15 protein-coding genes are annotated in these 16059 nt (G+C 65.0%); 10 read left to right on the top strand and 5 right to left on the bottom strand.

The annotated features are described in order from the left end of the window. Positions 1 to 161 precede the first annotated feature (161 nt). From FVD38_RS15770 to FVD38_RS15750, 5 genes are all read left to right on the top strand, one after another. On the top strand, positions 162 to 1274 hold the full coding sequence (locus FVD38_RS15770) for a Re/Si-specific NAD(P)(+) transhydrogenase subunit alpha (protein ID WP_147935689.1): 1113 nt from the start codon (positions 162 to 164) through the stop codon (positions 1272 to 1274). Positions 1275 to 1314: 40 nt separating this feature from the next. Continuing rightward, positions 1315 to 1653 (top strand): NAD(P) transhydrogenase subunit alpha part 2, encoded by a 339-nt coding sequence (locus tag FVD38_RS15765; RefSeq protein ID WP_147935688.1) that lies wholly within the window; start codon positions 1315 to 1317, stop codon positions 1651 to 1653. After that, the gene (locus tag FVD38_RS15760; protein ID WP_147935687.1) at positions 1650 to 3107 is read left to right on the top strand and encodes an NAD(P)(+) transhydrogenase (Re/Si-specific) subunit beta; all 1458 of its coding nucleotides are present in this window, start codon (positions 1650 to 1652) and stop codon (positions 3105 to 3107) included. Before FVD38_RS15765 ends, FVD38_RS15760 begins: the two co-directional genes overlap by 4 nt. 205 nt (positions 3108 to 3312) lie before the next feature. Continuing rightward, positions 3313 to 3918 (top strand): TetR/AcrR family transcriptional regulator, encoded by a 606-nt coding sequence (locus FVD38_RS15755; protein ID WP_147935686.1) that lies wholly within the window; start codon positions 3313 to 3315, stop codon positions 3916 to 3918. 89 nt (positions 3919 to 4007) lie between these two features. Continuing rightward, positions 4008 to 4682, top strand: a complete 675-nt coding sequence (locus FVD38_RS15750; RefSeq protein ID WP_147935685.1) for a type 1 glutamine amidotransferase domain-containing protein — start codon at positions 4008 to 4010, stop codon at positions 4680 to 4682. 96 nt (positions 4683 to 4778) lie between these two features. Here the strand turns inward: FVD38_RS15750 and FVD38_RS15745 are convergent, their stop codons facing one another. Genes FVD38_RS15745 through FVD38_RS15730 form a run of 4 tightly spaced genes read right to left on the bottom strand, consistent with a single transcriptional unit; the run spans position 4779 to position 9070 of the window. Next, positions 4779 to 5927 carry an FAD-dependent monooxygenase gene (locus tag FVD38_RS15745; RefSeq protein WP_147935684.1) on the bottom strand — a complete coding sequence of 383 codons (1149 nt, stop codon included), beginning with the start codon at positions 5925 to 5927 and terminating at the stop codon, positions 4779 to 4781. Between the two features lie 13 nt (positions 5928 to 5940). Then, a complete protein-coding gene (gene pepP, locus FVD38_RS15740) occupies positions 5941 to 7284 on the bottom strand; it encodes a Xaa-Pro aminopeptidase (protein ID WP_147935683.1) in 1344 nt (447 codons plus the stop codon). After that, positions 7281 to 8003: an N-acetylmuramate alpha-1-phosphate uridylyltransferase MurU gene (gene murU, locus FVD38_RS15735; protein ID WP_147935682.1), complete on the bottom strand. Its 723-nt coding sequence runs from the start codon at positions 8001 to 8003 to the stop codon at positions 7281 to 7283. Before murU ends, pepP begins: the two co-directional genes overlap by 4 nt. A gap of 8 nt (positions 8004 to 8011) precedes the next feature. After that, a complete protein-coding gene (locus tag FVD38_RS15730) occupies positions 8012 to 9070 on the bottom strand; it encodes an aminoglycoside phosphotransferase family protein (RefSeq protein WP_147935681.1) in 1059 nt (352 codons plus the stop codon). Between the two features lie 114 nt (positions 9071 to 9184). On the opposite strand from FVD38_RS15730, the gene FVD38_RS15725 reads away from it, so the two are divergent. The 5 genes from FVD38_RS15725 (at position 9185) to FVD38_RS26515 (ending at position 15220) form a co-directional block, all read left to right on the top strand. Continuing rightward, on the top strand, positions 9185 to 11443 hold the full coding sequence (locus FVD38_RS15725; RefSeq protein WP_147935680.1) for an LPS-assembly protein LptD: 2259 nt from the start codon (positions 9185 to 9187) through the stop codon (positions 11441 to 11443). A 71-nt stretch (positions 11444 to 11514) separates the two neighbouring features. After that, positions 11515 to 12897 (top strand): peptidylprolyl isomerase, encoded by a 1383-nt coding sequence (locus FVD38_RS15720; RefSeq protein WP_147935679.1) that lies wholly within the window; start codon positions 11515 to 11517, stop codon positions 12895 to 12897. A 4-nt stretch (positions 12898 to 12901) separates the two neighbouring features. Further along, positions 12902 to 14017: a 4-hydroxythreonine-4-phosphate dehydrogenase PdxA gene (pdxA, locus tag FVD38_RS15715; RefSeq protein WP_147935678.1), complete on the top strand. Its 1116-nt coding sequence runs from the start codon at positions 12902 to 12904 to the stop codon at positions 14015 to 14017. Between the two features lie 14 nt (positions 14018 to 14031). Further along, positions 14032 to 14805 carry a 16S rRNA (adenine(1518)-N(6)/adenine(1519)-N(6))-dimethyltransferase RsmA gene (gene rsmA, locus FVD38_RS15710; protein WP_147935677.1) on the top strand — a complete coding sequence of 258 codons (774 nt, stop codon included), beginning with the start codon at positions 14032 to 14034 and terminating at the stop codon, positions 14803 to 14805. 247 nt (positions 14806 to 15052) lie between these two features. Then, positions 15053 to 15220, top strand: coding sequence for a hypothetical protein (locus FVD38_RS26515; protein ID WP_187271610.1), 168 nt, complete (start codon positions 15053 to 15055; stop codon positions 15218 to 15220). Positions 15221 to 15398: 178 nt separating this feature from the next. On the opposite strand, the gene FVD38_RS15705 is transcribed toward FVD38_RS26515, so the two are convergent. Then, the gene (locus FVD38_RS15705) at positions 15399 to 16040 is read right to left on the bottom strand and encodes a hypothetical protein (protein WP_147935676.1); all 642 of its coding nucleotides are present in this window, start codon (positions 16038 to 16040) and stop codon (positions 15399 to 15401) included. Positions 16041 to 16059 lie beyond the last annotated feature (19 nt).

Below are 16059 nucleotides of genomic sequence, written 5' to 3'. Positions count from 1 at the left end.
CTGTCGTTAATTCGGCTTGATCTGTCGCAAAAATGCCGGCAAATCGCCCGAGCGGCATGAGTTTTGTCATAAGCATTGCAAATTCATTAAAAGACGGTATATTGGAACACTTGCCGTAAAGACAGGTAGTGCACTCGAGTATTCCAACGTACGGAGGTGTCATGAGGATAGGCATACCGGCCGAGACAAGGCCGGGCGAGACGCGTGTTGCAGCAACACCCGAAACCGTCAAAAAACTGGCCGCCAAACACCAGGTCCTGGTGCAGTCCGGCGCCGGCCTGCATGCCGCGGTGCCCGACAGCGCCTATGAAGCGGCGGGCGCCAGCATCGTCGATGCCGCCGCCGCTTTCGGCGCCGACATGGTCCTCAAGGTGCGCAGCCCGGACGCCGCCGAGCGCGGCCTGATGCGGCGCGAAGCGGTGCTGGTCGGGATGCTCGATCCCTTCGACGCCGATAATCTGTCCGCGCTGGCCGCGAGCGGCGTCACCGCCTTCGCACTGGAAGCGGCGCCGCGCATCACGCGCGCGCAGTCGCTCGACGTACTCTCTTCGCAGGCCAATATCGCCGGCTACAAGGCCATCCTCCTGGCCGCCAATACCTATGGACGCTTCATGCCGATGCTGATGACGGCGGCCGGCACGGTCAAGGCGGCGCGCGTGCTGATCATGGGCGTGGGCGTGGCCGGGCTGCAGGCGATCGCCACCGCCAAGCGCCTGGGCGCCGTGATCGAGGCGTCCGACGTGCGCCCACCCGTCAAGGAACAGGTGGAGTCGCTCGGCGCCAAATTCATCGACGTGCCGTATGTGACCGACGAGGAGCGCGAGATCGCCCAGGGCAGCGGCGGCTATGCGCGGCCGATGCCGGCCGACTGGATGCGGCGCCAGGGAGAACTGGTGCACGAGCGCGCGAAACTGGCCGACATCATCGTCACCACCGCCCTGATCCCGGGCCGCAAGGCGCCTATCCTGATCGGCGAAGAGACGGTGCGCGCCATGAAGCCGGGCTCCGTGATCGTCGACATGGCCATTGCCCAGGGCGGCAACTGTCCGCTGACGGAGCTGGACAAGACAGTGATCAGGCACGGGGTGCACATCATCGGCGAGCCGAACCTGGCGGCGCTGGTGCCGGCCGATGCGTCGGCCCTGTATGCGCGCAACGTGCTGGACTTCCTCAAGCTCGTGATCGACAAGGACGACCGCTTCTTCATCGACCGCGAGGACGAGATCGTGACCGCGACGCTGGTGTGCGCCGGTGGGGAAGTGCTGCGCAAGTAGATCGATTCAGGCAGGACCAGAACTAGACAGGAGACTAGGCATGGACATCAGCCACACCATCATCAACCTGATCATCTTCGTGCTGGCGATCTACGTCGGCTACCACGTGGTCTGGACCGTCACCCCCGCGCTGCACACGCCCCTGATGGCGGTCACCAATGCCATCTCGGCGATCGTGATCGTCGGCGCCATGCTGGCCGCCGGCCTGACCGAGGGCCTGACCGGGCGCGTGGCCGGCACGGTGGCGGTGGCGCTGGCGGCGGTGAACGTGTTCGGCGGCTTCCTGGTCACCCAGCGCATGCTGGAGATGTTCAAGAAGAAGGAGCCGAAAGCCGTGAAGGAAAAGGTCGAGGCGACGATTGAGGAGAAGCAGGCATGAACGCCATCAGCATGAACCTCGTCACCCTGTTCTACCTGGTCGCCTCGGTATGCTTTATCCAGGCGCTCAAGGGCTTGTCCTCGCCCTCGACCGCGCGCATCGGCAACGCCTTCGGCATGGCCGGGATGGGAATCGCCGTGGTGACCACGGTGGCGCTGATGCTCAAGCTGCAGGGCAATCTGGGGCAGGGCGGCGGCTCGGGCTTCGGCCTGGTGGTGCTGGGCGTCGTGGTCGGCGGCGCGATCGGCGCCTACGCCGCGAAGAAGGTCGAGATGACCAAGATGCCCGAGCTGGTGGCGGCCATGCACTCGCTGATCGGCCTGGCGGCGGTGTGCATCGCGATCGCCGCCGTGTCCGAACCCTGGGCCTTCAATATCGCCACCCGCGATGGCGCACTCCCGTTCGGCAACCGGCTGGAGCTGTTCATCGGCACCTTCGTCGGCGCGGTGACCTTCTCGGGTTCGGTGATCGCCTTCGGCAAGCTGTCGGGCAAATACAAATTCCGCCTGTTCCAGGGCGCGCCGGTGCGCTTCGGCGGGCAGCACATCCTGAACCTGGTGCTGGCGATCGCGATCGTCGTGCTGGGCCTGATGTTCTGCTTCGCCGACGGCGTGGCGCCGGCCTGGACGCCCTTCGTCGTGATGGCGGCGCTGGCCTTCGTGCTGGGCGTGTTGATCATCATCCCGATCGGCGGTGCCGACATGCCGGTGGTAGTGTCGATGCTGAACTCCTATTCCGGCTGGGCGGCGGCCGGCATCGGCTTCTCGCTGAACAACTCGATGCTGATCATCGCCGGCTCGCTGGTCGGCTCGAGCGGCGCGATCCTCTCGTACATCATGTGCAAGGCGATGAACCGCTCGTTCTTCAACGTGATCCTGGGCGGCTTCGGCGGCGAGGCCGTCGCCGACGACGGCGGCGCCAAGGAGCAGCGCCCGGTGAAATCGGGCTCCGCCGAAGACGCCGCCTTCATCCTGCAGAACGCCGAGTCGGTCATCATCGTCCCCGGCTACGGCCTGGCGGTGGCGCGCGCCCAGCACACGGTGAAGGAGCTGGTCGACAAGCTGACGGAGCACGGCGTGACGGTGCGCTATGCGATCCACCCGGTGGCCGGCCGCATGCCGGGCCACATGAACGTGCTGCTGGCCGAGGCCGAAGTCCCCTACGACCAGGTGGCCGAGATGGAAGACATCAACGGCGATTTCGGCCAGACCGACGTGGTCCTGATCCTGGGCGCCAACGACGTGGTGAACCCGGCCGCGAAGGACCCCAAATCCCCGATCGCCGGCATGCCGATCCTGGAGGCCTACCGCGCGAAGAGCATCATCGTCAACAAACGCTCGATGGCCTCCGGCTACGCCGGCCTGGACAACGACCTGTTCTACCAGCCCAACACGATGATGGTCTTCGGCGACGCCAAGAAAGTCATCGAATCGATGGTCAAAGCCGTCGAATAATCAATAGCCCAACAATTAGGGTCAGAGTAGATTTATTGGCCAATTGCCACCCAGATAATTAGGGTCAGAGTCGAATTAAGTGACAACATCGAGCTGAGAAATTGCTCAATAATTCGACTCTGACCCTGATTAGAGAGCTTCAGAGGCGGGGAAAGTTTTTTAGAAAGTTCTAGACGACCGGTCTAATTATGGCTAGAGTGTCGTCATGGCGAGAACAAGCACACACGAGTCTTCAGACGTCCGTGACAATATTGTCGCGGTGGGGCAGCGCATCATGGCCGGCAAGGGCTTTTCGGCCGTAGGACTGAACGAAATCCTGGTCGCGGCGGGTGTCCCGAAGGGATCGTTCTACCATTACTTCGGGTCGAAGGACGCATTCGGCGAAGCGCTGCTGGCCAAGTATTTCGAGGATTACCTGGCCGATATGGACCGCCTGTTCCAGGAGCAGGACATGACGATGGCGCAGCGGCTGGTGAACTACTTCGCGTCGTGGCGCGCCAACCAGTCGTTTGACGATTGTCAGGGTAAGTGTCTTGCGGTCAAGCTGGGAGCGGAAGTGGCGGATCTGTCGGAGCCGATGCGCTTGACCTTGAAGCAGGGCACGTCCGACATCGTGGCCCGCCTGGCGTATGCGATCGAGCATGGCGCAGCGGATGGATCGCTTGCGGTGCAGGCAAGTTCCGCGCAGTTGGCCGAAAGCTTGTACCAGCTCTGGCTCGGCGCCAGCCTCATGGCGAAGATCGTGCGCGATGCATCGCCGTTCGATGCAGCAATGAATACAACGCAAAACCTGCTGAACCTGCCCCGCTGATCGCGGGTCGCACGGGACGCTTTCAATCGAGCGTCTTTTTTTGAACCGCCATGTAGACGACTGGTCTACTATAATGAAGGAGCGATACCATGAATATCCTGATCGTACTCACCTCGCACGACACCCTCGGCAGCACCGGCCGCAAGACCGGCTTCTGGCTGGAAGAGCTGGCCGCGCCTTATTACGCGCTCAAGGAGGCTGGCGCCCGCCTGGTGCTGGCCTCGCCGCAAGGTGGCCAGCCACCGCTCGACCCGAAGAGCAATGAGCCGGCCTTCCAGACCGCGCAGACCCGCCGCTTCGAAGCCGATCCCGCTGCGACTGCCGAACTCGCCAATACCGTGCGCCTCGACAGCGTTTCGCACGACGATTTCGACGCCGTGTTCTACCCCGGTGGACATGGCCCCCTGTGGGACCTGGCGGAAGACCCGCGCTCGATCGCGCTGATCGAATCCTTCGTCGCGGCAGGCAAGCCAGTGGCGCTGGTGTGCCACGCGCCAGGCGTCCTGCGCCATGTGAAGAATGCGGACGGCACGCCGCTGGTCCAGGGCCGGAAGGTCACAGGATTCGCCAACTCAGAGGAAGCCGCGGTCGAACTGACCGATGTCGTGCCTTTCCTGGTGGAAGACGAACTTAAGGCCAAAGGCGCCATGTATTCGCGTGGCGACGACTGGGCCCCGTATGTGGTGGTCGATGGCCTCTTGATCACCGGCCAGAATCCCGCTTCATCGGAAGCGGCCGCAAAAGCCTTGCTGACGCAGGTATAGTTCCCCTCTTCTAAATGGGGGTCAGAGTCGAATTAATTTCCAATTGATTTACTGAAGTTGTCAAACAATTCGACTCTGACCCTAATTAGGGAGGGGTTAGCGGCGGCCGAACATCATCAGGTCGGCGAGCAGCGTGCGGGCGGGGCGGGCCAGGTCGAGGGCGGCGAGGCCCAGGCCCAGCAACGGCTGCAGCGGCTTGCTGGCGGTGAAGGCGCGGGCCATGGTGTCGGTCAGGTCGATCGTCAGCTTGCGGTCTTGCGCGCGTTCTTCCAGGAAGCGGCCGATCGCGGCCGACGTGGCGCCACGCGCCAGCTGGCGCGCCAGGACGGCGGCGTCGCGCAGGCCCAGGTTCAGGCCCTGGCCTGCCACCGGGTGCAGGGTTTGTGCGGCATTGCCGATGGCGACCGTGCGCGCGGTGGCGCGCGCTTCGGCGTTCAGGCCGAGGGGGAAGGCGACGCGGGAGGAGACTTTCGTGAAGGTGCCGAGGCGGGTGCCGAAGGCGTCGCCGAGTTGGTGCAGGAATTGGGTGTCGTCCAGGTCGAGAATTCCTCCGGCGCGCTCGGGACGCACGCACCACACCAGCGCATATTGATGGCCATCGGGGCCGTCTTCCGGCAGCAGGGCCAGCGGGCCTTCGTCGGTGAAGCGCTCGAAGGCGCGGTGCGCGATCGGCGCGTCGCTCGTCACGCGCGCGATCACGGCGGTCTGTTCGTAGTCGCGGCTCCTGGCGCGACCGTCTTGCTGGCCGAAGATGCCGCCTTCGGCTTGCACTGCCACCTGAGCACGCAGCGTGCGGCCGTCGTCCAGCGCCAGCAGCGCACCTGTGGGAGTTTCGTCCAGCGACTGCACGCGCGCCGGGCGTAGCACGGCGACGCCGGCCGCTTCGCAGCGCCGCGCCAGGGCATCGACCACGGCGCCGTAGCGCGTGACGTAGCCCAGCGCGTCGACGTCGTGATCGCGGCGGTCCATCAGGCTGCGGCCCAATTGGCCGCGGCGCGAGACGTGGATCTGGTGGATCGCCGTGGCCGGCAGCGGCCAGGCACCGACTTCGTCCAGCAATTGCACGCTGCCCCAGGACAGCGCGATCGAACGCGGGTCCGAGATCGCCTGGCCCAGCGACTTGCCGTCGATCAGGGCGATGCGCTCACCCGGCATCCCGCGCCGCGCCAGGAAGGCGGCCAGCGCCAGGCCCACCGGGCCGGCGCCGCAGATCGCCACATCGAAGTCCAGCTCTTGTTCCGTCATCGTGTTTCCCGCATCAGTGCTTTCGCATCAAAGCTTCAATATCAGTCACGCTCTTCGGCACGCCGACGCTCAGGATACGGCCGCCGGCGTCGGTCACGACTACGTCGTCCTCGATCCGGATGCCGATATTCCAGAACCGCTCCGGCACGCCCTCGCCGGGCCGCACGTAGATGCCCGGCTCCACCGTCAGCGTCATCCCCGGCAGCAGGGGACGAGACGGTTTGTCGGGCGAGGCGACGTCGCGGTAGGCGCCGACGTCGTGCACGTCCATGCCCAGCCAGTGGCCGGTGCCATGCATGTAGAACTGCGCATAGGCGCGTGACGCGATCGCCTCGTCGAGCGAGCCAACCTTGCCGGCATCGAGCAGGCCGAGGTCGAGCATGCCCTCGGTGAGCACGCGCACCGCAGCATCATGGATCGCGCTATACGGCCGCCCCGGCACGATGGCCGCAATCGCCGCGCCCTGCGCGCGCAGCACCAGCTCGTACAAGGTGCGCTGGGCATCGCTGAAGCGGCCATTGGCCGGATACGTGCGCGTGATGTCGCTGGCGTAGCCGTCCAATTCGCAGCCGGCGTCGATCAGCACCAGGTCGCCGTCCTCGATGCGGCGGTTGTTGGCGTTGTAGTGCAGCACGCAGGCTTGCGGGCCGGAGGCGACGATCGAGGGATAGGCCGGGAACTGCGCCCCGTTGCGGCGGAATTCGTGCAGCAGCTCGGCCTCGATCTCGTACTCGAACATGCCGGGCCGGGTGGCGCGCATCGCGCGCGCATGGGCCTGGGCCGAGATCGCGCCGGCGCGCGCCATCAGGGCGATTTCGTGCTCGTCCTTCAAGAGCCGCATCTCGTCCAGCATGGCCAGCAGGTGGTGCGTCGTCTGCGGCGCGGTGACGCCCGTGCGGCCGCGTGCGCGCACCGCCTTGAGCCAGCCGGCCACCCGGGCGTCGAGCGCCACGCCGGAGCCGAGCGCGTAATACAGCGCCGGCGCATCGGCCAGGATGTCGGCCATGCGCGCGTCGAGTTCATCGATCGGATACGCCTCGTCGAAGCCGAACGCATCGCGCGCCGCTTCGGGGCCGAAGCGAAAACCTTCCCAGATCTCGCGCTCGACGTTCTTCTCGCGGCAGAACAGGATGGAACGCCCTGCATGCTCTCCCTGCGCCGCCACCAGCACCACGCAGCTCTCGGGTTCGGCGAACCCGGTCAAATAATAGAAATGGCTGTCGTGGCGGTAGGGATAGTCGCTGTCGCCGTTGCGCGGCACCTCGGGTGCGGTGCCCAGCACGGCCACCGCGCCCGCCTGCATCCGTCCCAGCAGCTGCGCGCGCCGGGCGGCATGCGCGGCGCAATGCGGCATCATGAAGCCGACTTGGCCGCCCGCAGCGGCGCGTTCAGTTCTTCCAGCTGGCCCACGGTGCCGACATTGACCCACTGGCCCTGGTAGATCTCGCCGCCGACGCGGCCGGCTTCGATGAACTTGCGCATCAGGGGCCCGAACTTGAGGAATTCACCGGCCTCGATCCCGTCGAACATCTCGGCGCGGTAGACGCCGATGCCGGCGAAATTCCACTTAGGTGGACCGTCGTTCTTGAGCGTGTACATGTCGAGCGCGAAGTCGCCGTGCGGGTTGTGCCAGGGGTTTGGCGTCAGCCACAGCCAGGCGATGTCGCGCTTGTCGACCGGGTAGGGAACGCCGACCGCATCGATATCCTTGAGCGCATCGAGCGCCAGCGAGAAATCGAAGTAGGGCGCATAGATGTCGCCCGACACGGCCAGGAACGGTTCATCGCCCAGCAGGTGCAGCGCATTGGCGATGCCGCCCGCGGTCTCGAGCGGCGTCGGCTCGTGCGAGTACACGATGCGCGCGCCGTAGCGGCTGCCGTCGCCCAGTTCTTCCTCGATCATGTGGCCGAGGTGGGAGTGGTTGATCACGATCTCCGTGATCCCGGCGCGCACCAGGTTCAGCACGTGCCAGGTGATCAGGGGCCGCCCGCGCACTTTCAACAAAGGCTTGGGGCAGCTGTCGGTCAGGGGCCGCATGCGCTCGCCGCGGCCGGCGGCGAAAATCATCGCTTTCATGCTGGGCCTCAGAAGGTGTAGCCGACTTGCGGCGCCTTGTCTTCGAGCGCGTCGAGGAGGCGCAGCAGCGGCTTGAGTTCGGTGTAGCGGTTCGCGGTCTTGCGCACGTAGTCGATCACCGTCGGCAGGTCGCCCATATAGTGCGACTTGTTGTCGCGGTAGTTCAGGCGGCAGAAGATGCCGAGGATCTTCAGGTGGCGCTGCATGGCCATGAACTCGAAGTCGCGGTAGAAGGCGTCGATGTCCGGGTTGACCGGCAGGCCGGCCTGCTTGGCGCTCTGCCAGTAGCGCACCACCCAGTCCAGCACGATCTCTTCGTCCCACTGGACATAGGCGTCGCGCAGCAGCGACGCCAGGTCGTAGGTGACGGGGCCGTACACGGCGTCCTGGAAATCGAGCACGCCGGGGTTGCCGTGGTCGAGGAACATCAGGTTACGCGAATGGAAATCGCGGTGCATGAACACCTGCTGCTGCGCCAGCACGTTCGAGGCGATCGCCTCGAATACCTTGTCGAGTTGCGCCTGCTGCTTGTCGTCGAGCGTCACACCCAGGTGGCGGTTCAGGTACCACTCCGGGAAGATGTTCAGCTCGCGCAGGATGAAGGCGCGGTCGAACTCGGGCAGCACGCCCGGCTGGCTGGCCATCTGGAACTTGAGCAGGGCATCGACCGCGTCTGAATACATGAAGGCGGCATTGTCGCTATCCAGGCGCGCCAGGTAGGTGGTGGTGCCCAGGTCGCCCAGCAGCAGGAAGCCCTGTTCAACATTGCGCGCGGCGATCGCCGGCACGGTCACGCCGGCCTCGAACAGCAGGCCCTGCACGTGGATGAAGGCCGGCACGTTCTCGCGTTCCGGCGGCGCATCCATGGCGACCAGGGTCGCGCCCAGCTTGTCCTGCATGGCGGGAACGACGTCGTAGCGGAAGTAGCGGCGAAAGCTCGCATCGACGGAGGCAGGGCGGCCGGTTCCGACTTCCACCAGGCCGGTCGAGGCCAGCCAATCGTTCAGCTGCGCCAAACGCGCGTCGGCGCTGACAGAAGTGGAAGAGTTTTGATACAAAGATGACATGAAGCAGCCTGACGAATCCGGTTGGTTGAGCTAATTCCCATATAATAAGGGATTCATTCTAAAAAAACCGCCCTTTATGGTGCATGTCCGATTTTCCATGAGCTGCGATTTTCCATGAGCTGGTCGTCACGCCAACCTTTCCCTCCGCGGCAGGTCCTCGCGCTCTATGCACTGGTTACCGCAACCGCGGTCCCGGCATTCGCCCAGACTGCCCCCCCTGCGCCACAAGCTGAAGATCAACTTCCCGTCGTAATCCAGGCCGAGGAGATCGGCGGCCGTCCCGACCGGCGGCTGGACCTCGACCGCAACGTCGAGATCACGCGCGGCCAGAGCGGCATCACCGCCGACACCGCCTGCTACCTGCGGGTCGAGGACGAAGTCACGGCCACCGGCAACGTGAACATGTGGCGCTTCGGCGACCGCTACAAGGGCGACGAACTGCAGCTGAACCTCGAGACCGGCAAGGGCTATCTGCTCAATCCGACCTACTTCCTGGCCAGCACCAATGGCCAGGGCGAGGCCGACCGCATCGACTTTTTGGGCGAACAGCAGGCCATCGTGCGCAACGGCACGTACAGCACCTGCGAAGGCCCCGATCCCGACTGGTACATCAAGTCGAGCACCCTGCGCCTGGACAGCGGCCGCGACGTCGGCACGGCCGGCAAGACCATCATCTATTTCAAGGACGTGCCGATCCTGGGCACCCCGGCGATGTCGTTCTCGCTGTCGGGGCAGCGCCGCTCCGGCTGGCTGCCGCCCACGGTGGGCTTCGGCTCGCAGGGCAAGGCCGAGGTGATGGTGCCGTACTACGTCAACATCGCCCCCAACCGCGACCTGACGCTGTATCCGCGCATGATGTTCGACCGCGGCTTCCAGATGGGCGCCACCGGCCGCTACCTGGGCAGCACCTACCAGGGCGAGACCCATGTCGAGGTCTTGCCGGACGACCGCAAGACGGAGACCACGCGCTGGCGCGTCGACTCGCTGCACAGCCAGTCGATCAGGCCGAACTGGTCGTACGGCTGGAACCTGCATGGCGCCTCGGATGACGAATACCCGTCCGACTTCTCGCGCAACGTCTCGGCCAGCGCCGAGCGCCAGCTGCTGCGCGAAGTGCGCACCGATCTGCATGGCCAGTTCTGGAGCCTCTCCGCGCGCGCCCAGAACTACCAGGTGCTGCAGGATCCTGCCGCCGACACCGACCCGAACCTGAGGGTGCCGCGCCCCTACGACCGCCTGCCGCAGATTAACTTCCGCGCCGCGCGCTACGACGTGGCCGGTTTCGACTGGGCGATCGACGCCGAGGCGACCCGCTTCGACCACCCTACCGACATCGGCGGCAACCGCGCCGTGGTGCAGGGCCAGGTCAGCTATCCGATCGTGCGTCCGGGCTGGTTCGTCACGCCCAAGCTGATGTACAACGCGGCCAAGTACGATCTCGAAAAGCACGAGAGCCGGCCCGGCAAGCCCACCGATATCACGCGCACGATCCCGACCTTCTCGCTCGACAGCGGGCTGGTGTTCGAGCGCAAGGCCTCGCTGTTCGGGGGCGGCTCCACCCAGACCCTCGAGCCGCGCCTGTTCTACGTCTACACGCCGTACGAGAACCAGGACGACGTGCCGCTGTTCGACACCGGCCGCTCCGGTTTCAACTACGCCCAGCTGTTCTCCGAAAACCGCTACGTCGGCCTGGACCGGGTGTCCGACGCCAACCAGGTGACGGCCGCCCTGGTGTCGCGCTTCATCCAGGAAGATGGCTCCGAGCGCCTGCGGCTGGCCTTTGGCCAGCGCCAGTACCTCAAGCAGCCGCGCGTGGGCCTCTACCAGGGCGAACCGCCACACCAGAGCCGTTCCGACATGCTGCTGGCCGCCTCCGGCACCATTTCCGAGTCCTGGAGCTTCGATAGCGGCGTACAATACGATGCCAGCGGAAGCAGTTTGTACAGCTCGAATGTGGGTGTACAGTGGCGTCCGGGGCAGATGAAGGTGCTGAACGCCGAATACCGTTATCAACGTGACAGCTTCCGCAACATCGACCTGTCGGCGCAGTGGCCGATCGGCCGCCGCTGGTATGGCGTGGGCCGGGTCAGCTATGCGCTGCGGTCGTACGGCGTGGGGCTGCCAGCCAATTCACCGGCTGGCGGGGGCAAGCTGATCGAAAGCCTGGTCGGTCTCGAATACAAGGCCGATTGCTGGGTGTTCCGGATGGGCGCGCAGCGCTTCGTGACCGCGGCGCGAGAAACGTCGACGCCGATCTTCTTCCAGCTCGAGCTCAATGGCTTGTCGCGCCTGGGCCTGGGTAACCCGCTCGATTCGTTCAACAAGAGCGTCCCGGGCTATACGCGACTGAATACCGGAATTGGACGTCCATAAGCAAGCGTTCAGACTAGCCGTCCATAATTCGTCAATGATGTGTGAACTATCCTGAAATGAGTGCTCTCCAGATGATGCGTACTACCCGTTTGCAGTCCCTCCAGATGGCGGCAGCACTGCTGTGCGCGCTAACCGCCGGCCAGGCGCTGGCCCAGGCCGCCACCCAGGCCGAGCCATCGGCCGCTACCGGCGGCGGCTTCCTGCCGCCCGCCTCGGCCAATGCCAAGGTGGTCGATTCGATCCAGGTCGTCGTCAATGACGAAGTGATCACCCGCAACGAAGTCGCTGGCCGCGTGGTGCAGGTCGCCCAGAACATGAAGGCGCGTAACGCCCAGATGCCCGACCCGGCCACCATGGAGCGCCAGGTGCTCGAGGCGATGATCGTCGAACGCGCCCAGCTGCAGCTGGCGAAAGAGATGGGCGTCAAGGTCGACGACCGTACCCTCGACGCCACCATCGGCCGCATCGCCGAAAATCAAAAGTTGTCGGTGCAGGACATGCGCAACCAGATGGAAAAAGAGGGCATGCCGTTCGCCCAGTTCCGCGAAGACATCCGCAACGAGATCATGATGCAGCGCCTGCGCGAGCACGAGGTCGACAGCAAGATCCAGGTCTCGGAAGCCGAGATTGACACTTATATGGCGGCCGCCAAGGCGGCCGAGGCCGACCGCATCGAGGTCGACATCTCCCAGATCCTGGTGCGCGTGCCAGAGAACGCCTCGCCCGAGCAGATCGCCGCGCGCGCCGCGCGCGCCGAGGAAGTGATGCGCCAGCTGCGCACCGGCGCCGACTTCGCGCGCATGGCCTCGACCTATTCCGACGCCCCCGACGCGCTCAAGGGCGGCGAGATCGGCTGGCGCGACGCCGACCGCCTGCCGCCGATGTTCTCGACCGAGCTGCGCAAGCTCCAAGCGGGCCAGGTCACGCCGGTCCTCAAGACCAACGTCGGCTTCCACATCCTCAAACTGGCCGGCAAGCGCCCGCTGGGCGGCGAGACCGAGAAGTCGGTGGTCGAGCAGACCCACGCGCGCCACATCCTGATCAAGGTCACCCCGACCATGACCGAAGGCGAGGTCAAGCGCAAGCTGCTCGAGCTGAAGGAAAAGATGGACAACAACGCCGGCACCTTCGAGGACCTGGCGCGCCTGCACTCGCAGGACGGTTCGGCCTCGAAAGGCGGCGACCTGGGCTGGCTGTATCCGGGCGACACCGTGCCGGAATTCGAGACCGCGATGAACGACCTGAAGCCGGGCCAGGTGTCGGACGTCATCCAGTCGCCGTTCGGCTTCCACCTGATCCAGGTCATCGGACGCAAGAGCGAAGACGTGACCCAGCAGAAAGAGCGCAATGTGGCGCGCCAGGTCCTGCGCGACCGCAAGATGCAGGAAGCGATGGAAGACTGGATGCGCCAGGTGCGCGACCGCGCCTACGTCGAGTTCCGCGAGGAGCAGTAACACCATGGCTGCGCCACAGGCGCCTCAGCGCCCGTTGGCGCCGCAGTCGGCAGCATCGCGGCCCGCATCTCGTCCAACCCTGGCAATCACCGTCGGCGAGCCCGCCGGCATCGGTCCCGAGATCGCGATCCGCGCCGCCTGGGCCCTGCGCGAGCAGGCCAATTGCGTGCTGGTCGGCGACGCCGCCTTCCTGGCGCTCACCGCCAGCCTGATCGATCCCACTATCCGCCTGTCGGCACTGTCGACCCAGGCCCTGCGCAATGGCGGCCTGCCGCATTTCGGCGTCGAACGCCTGGCGGTGGTCGACGTGCCGCTGGCCGCGCACGTGGTGCCGGGCCAGCTCGATCCCGACAATGGTCTTGCCGTGCTGGCCACGCTGGACCTGGCGATCGAAGGCTGTCGGGGTGGCAACGATCGCGCCTGGTTCGACGCCATCGTCACCGCGCCGCTGCAAAAAAGCACGATCAACGACGCCGGGATCGCGTTTTCCGGACACACCGAATACCTGGCCGAAAAGACCGGCACGCCGAAGGTGGTCATGATGCTGGCCGGCGCGCCGGGCCATGACCAGCCCTATCTGCGCGTCGCCCTGGCCACCACCCACCTGCCGCTGAAGGACGTGCCGGGCGCGCTCACGCGCGACAACCTCACCCAGGTGCTGGACATCCTGCACGCCGACCTGCGCGATAAATTCGGCATCGCGGCGCCCGTGATCCTGGTCACCGGCCTGAATCCACACGCCGGCGAGAACGGCTACCTCGGCCGCGAAGAGATCGACGTCATCACGCCGGTGCTCATTGATGCGAAAAGCCGCGGCATCGATGCGCGCGGCCCGTATCCGGCCGACACCCTGTTCCAGCCCAAATACCTGAAGGATGCCGACTGCGTGCTGGCGATGTACCACGACCAGGGCTTGCCGGTGCTCAAGCACGCGACCTTCGGACGCGGCATCAACGTCACCCTGGGCCTGCCCCTGATCCGTACCTCGGTCGACCACGGCACCGCCCTCGACCTGGCCGCCCAGGGCCTGGGCCTGGCCGATTGCGGCAGCATGGAAGAGGCGATTCGCGCCGCCATGCACATGGTGGCCGCGCGCCGCGCAGCCGCCACTCTCGAATAATCAAGAAAGCAAGCATGAAACACGTCGCACGCAAGCGCTTCGGCCAGAACTTCCTGACCGACAAGCAGGTCCTTACCGATATTATCGACGCCATCGGGCCGCAACGCGGCCAGGCAATGGTCGAGATCGGCCCGGGCCTGGCGGCGATGACGGCACTGCTGCTCAAGTCGCTCGACCACATGCACGTTGTCGAGCTGGACCGCGACCTGGTGGCGCGCCTCGAAAAAGCCTATCCGCGCGAGCGCCTCACCGTGCATTCGGGCGATGCGCTGAAGTTCGACTTCGGGTCGATTCCAGTGCCGGAAGGGCAGAAGCTGCGCGTGGTCGGCAACCTGCCGTACAACATTTCCAGTCCGCTGCTATTCCACCTGGCCGAATTCACCGAGCTGGTCGAAGACCAGCATTTCATGTTGCAGAAGGAGGTGGTCGAGCGCATGGTGGCCGAGCCGGGCACCAAGGCCTACAGCCGCCTGTCGGTGATGTTGCAATGGCGCTACGACATGGCCATGCTGTTCATCGTCCCGCCAACCGCCTTCGATCCGCCGCCGCAAGTCGAGTCCGCCATCGTGCGCATGGTGCCTACCCGGCGCCGGCTGCCGTGCGACGGCAAGCGCCTGGAAGCGGTGGTGGCCAAGGCCTTCTCGCAGCGGCGCAAGGTGATCCGCAACTGCGTGGCCGGCATGTTCACCGAGGCGCAATTGGTCGAGGCCGGCATCGACCCGGGCGTGCGTCCGGAAGCGGTCAGCCTCGAACAGTACGTGGCATTGGCAAATTTACCCGTGTCTTGACCGTAGGGTGTACGGCTTCGCCGTACACGCGTTCAACACCATCTGCCATTAGCGCCGCCCGCCGGCGCTTTTTTGCGTCTGAGCACATCCTGCTGCGCCGCAGCATACGGGTTATCACGTATGTCGGGTCGCTCGGTCGCCGATTTTCGCTGTCTGTCGCATGCCGCTGGAGGGCTGAGGACCAATTTCTTATAGTGCTTACATGGACAGCCGATCCGGCGCCTCAACCGACCAACAGGAGCACATCATGAACGTCCTCAAGCACATGGAAGCCATCTTCATCGCCGCCGCCATCCTCGCCGGCTTCAGCAGCTACGCCGTCGCCGCCAATGCGCGCTCGGTGGAGGCGTACCAGTCACAGGTGTCGGTCGGCATGGAAAAGATCGCGGTGGTGAAGGTGAGCGCCGCCCGCTGATTGCCCTGGCGCCTCCTCGATGAATCCTGCGGGCAAAAAAAAGCCCGCTCAAAGAGCGGGCTGAAATCCAATTCTTTTCTGAGGAGAGTTGGAGGAGACAGGAGTTATTATGCTGCGCGACAGCATATAAATCCAATTTTCCTTTCAAATACTCGACATAAGAATTGTGTATATCTGATCAGCTCGGTGCGGCCACGCAAGTGACGTTGATGTTGCTGACGTTCGCCGCGCCCATGGTGCCGGTGGCGTTCGCGATGGTGCACACCTGGCCGGTTGGCTGGGTCAGAACGGTCACGCCGTAGGTCGTACCGAAGAGCACTGGTCCAGCGAAGGTGTACGTGATCGGCGTCGTGACACCCGCGGCCGGCTTACCGACCGTGATGGTGCCACCGGTACTGCCGTTGGCCAGCACCAGGCCGTCCGCGGTCAGGCCGCTGATCGTACCGCCGATCGAATAGGGATCGACCGCGCATGCGAAGGTAATGGCGATTTCCGCCAGGCGACCTGCGGTATCGTTGAAGTTCGGGATGGTGTTCTGCGGAGTGAAGCAGCTCTGGTTGTTCGGCTCGCTCTTGAACACGACGTTGTATACATCGCCGTACTCGAGCCTGTTCGGGAATTCGAAGGTGACCGGGGCGCCGGGCGTGGCCGGCGGGGCGATGGCGAGTTCCATGCCATTCGTCATCAGGACAGCGCCCGGGTAGACGATGCCGGTAATGGTGCCTTTGACAACGAACTCGGCTTTGTCGCTGCCGCCACAGCCGGCCAGGCCGGCGGCCAGCGCCAGCGCGAGCGCCGGACGGATCAGGGAAGACTTCATGCGTAACGCTCCAGGGAAA

The organism is Massilia arenae (genome assembly GCF_008014745.1).
Lineage (GTDB): Bacteria > Pseudomonadota > Gammaproteobacteria > Burkholderiales > Burkholderiaceae_D > Telluria > Telluria arenae.
Note: the sequence above shows the minus strand (reverse complement) of the source record. Positions and strands in the feature narration are given on the sequence as shown.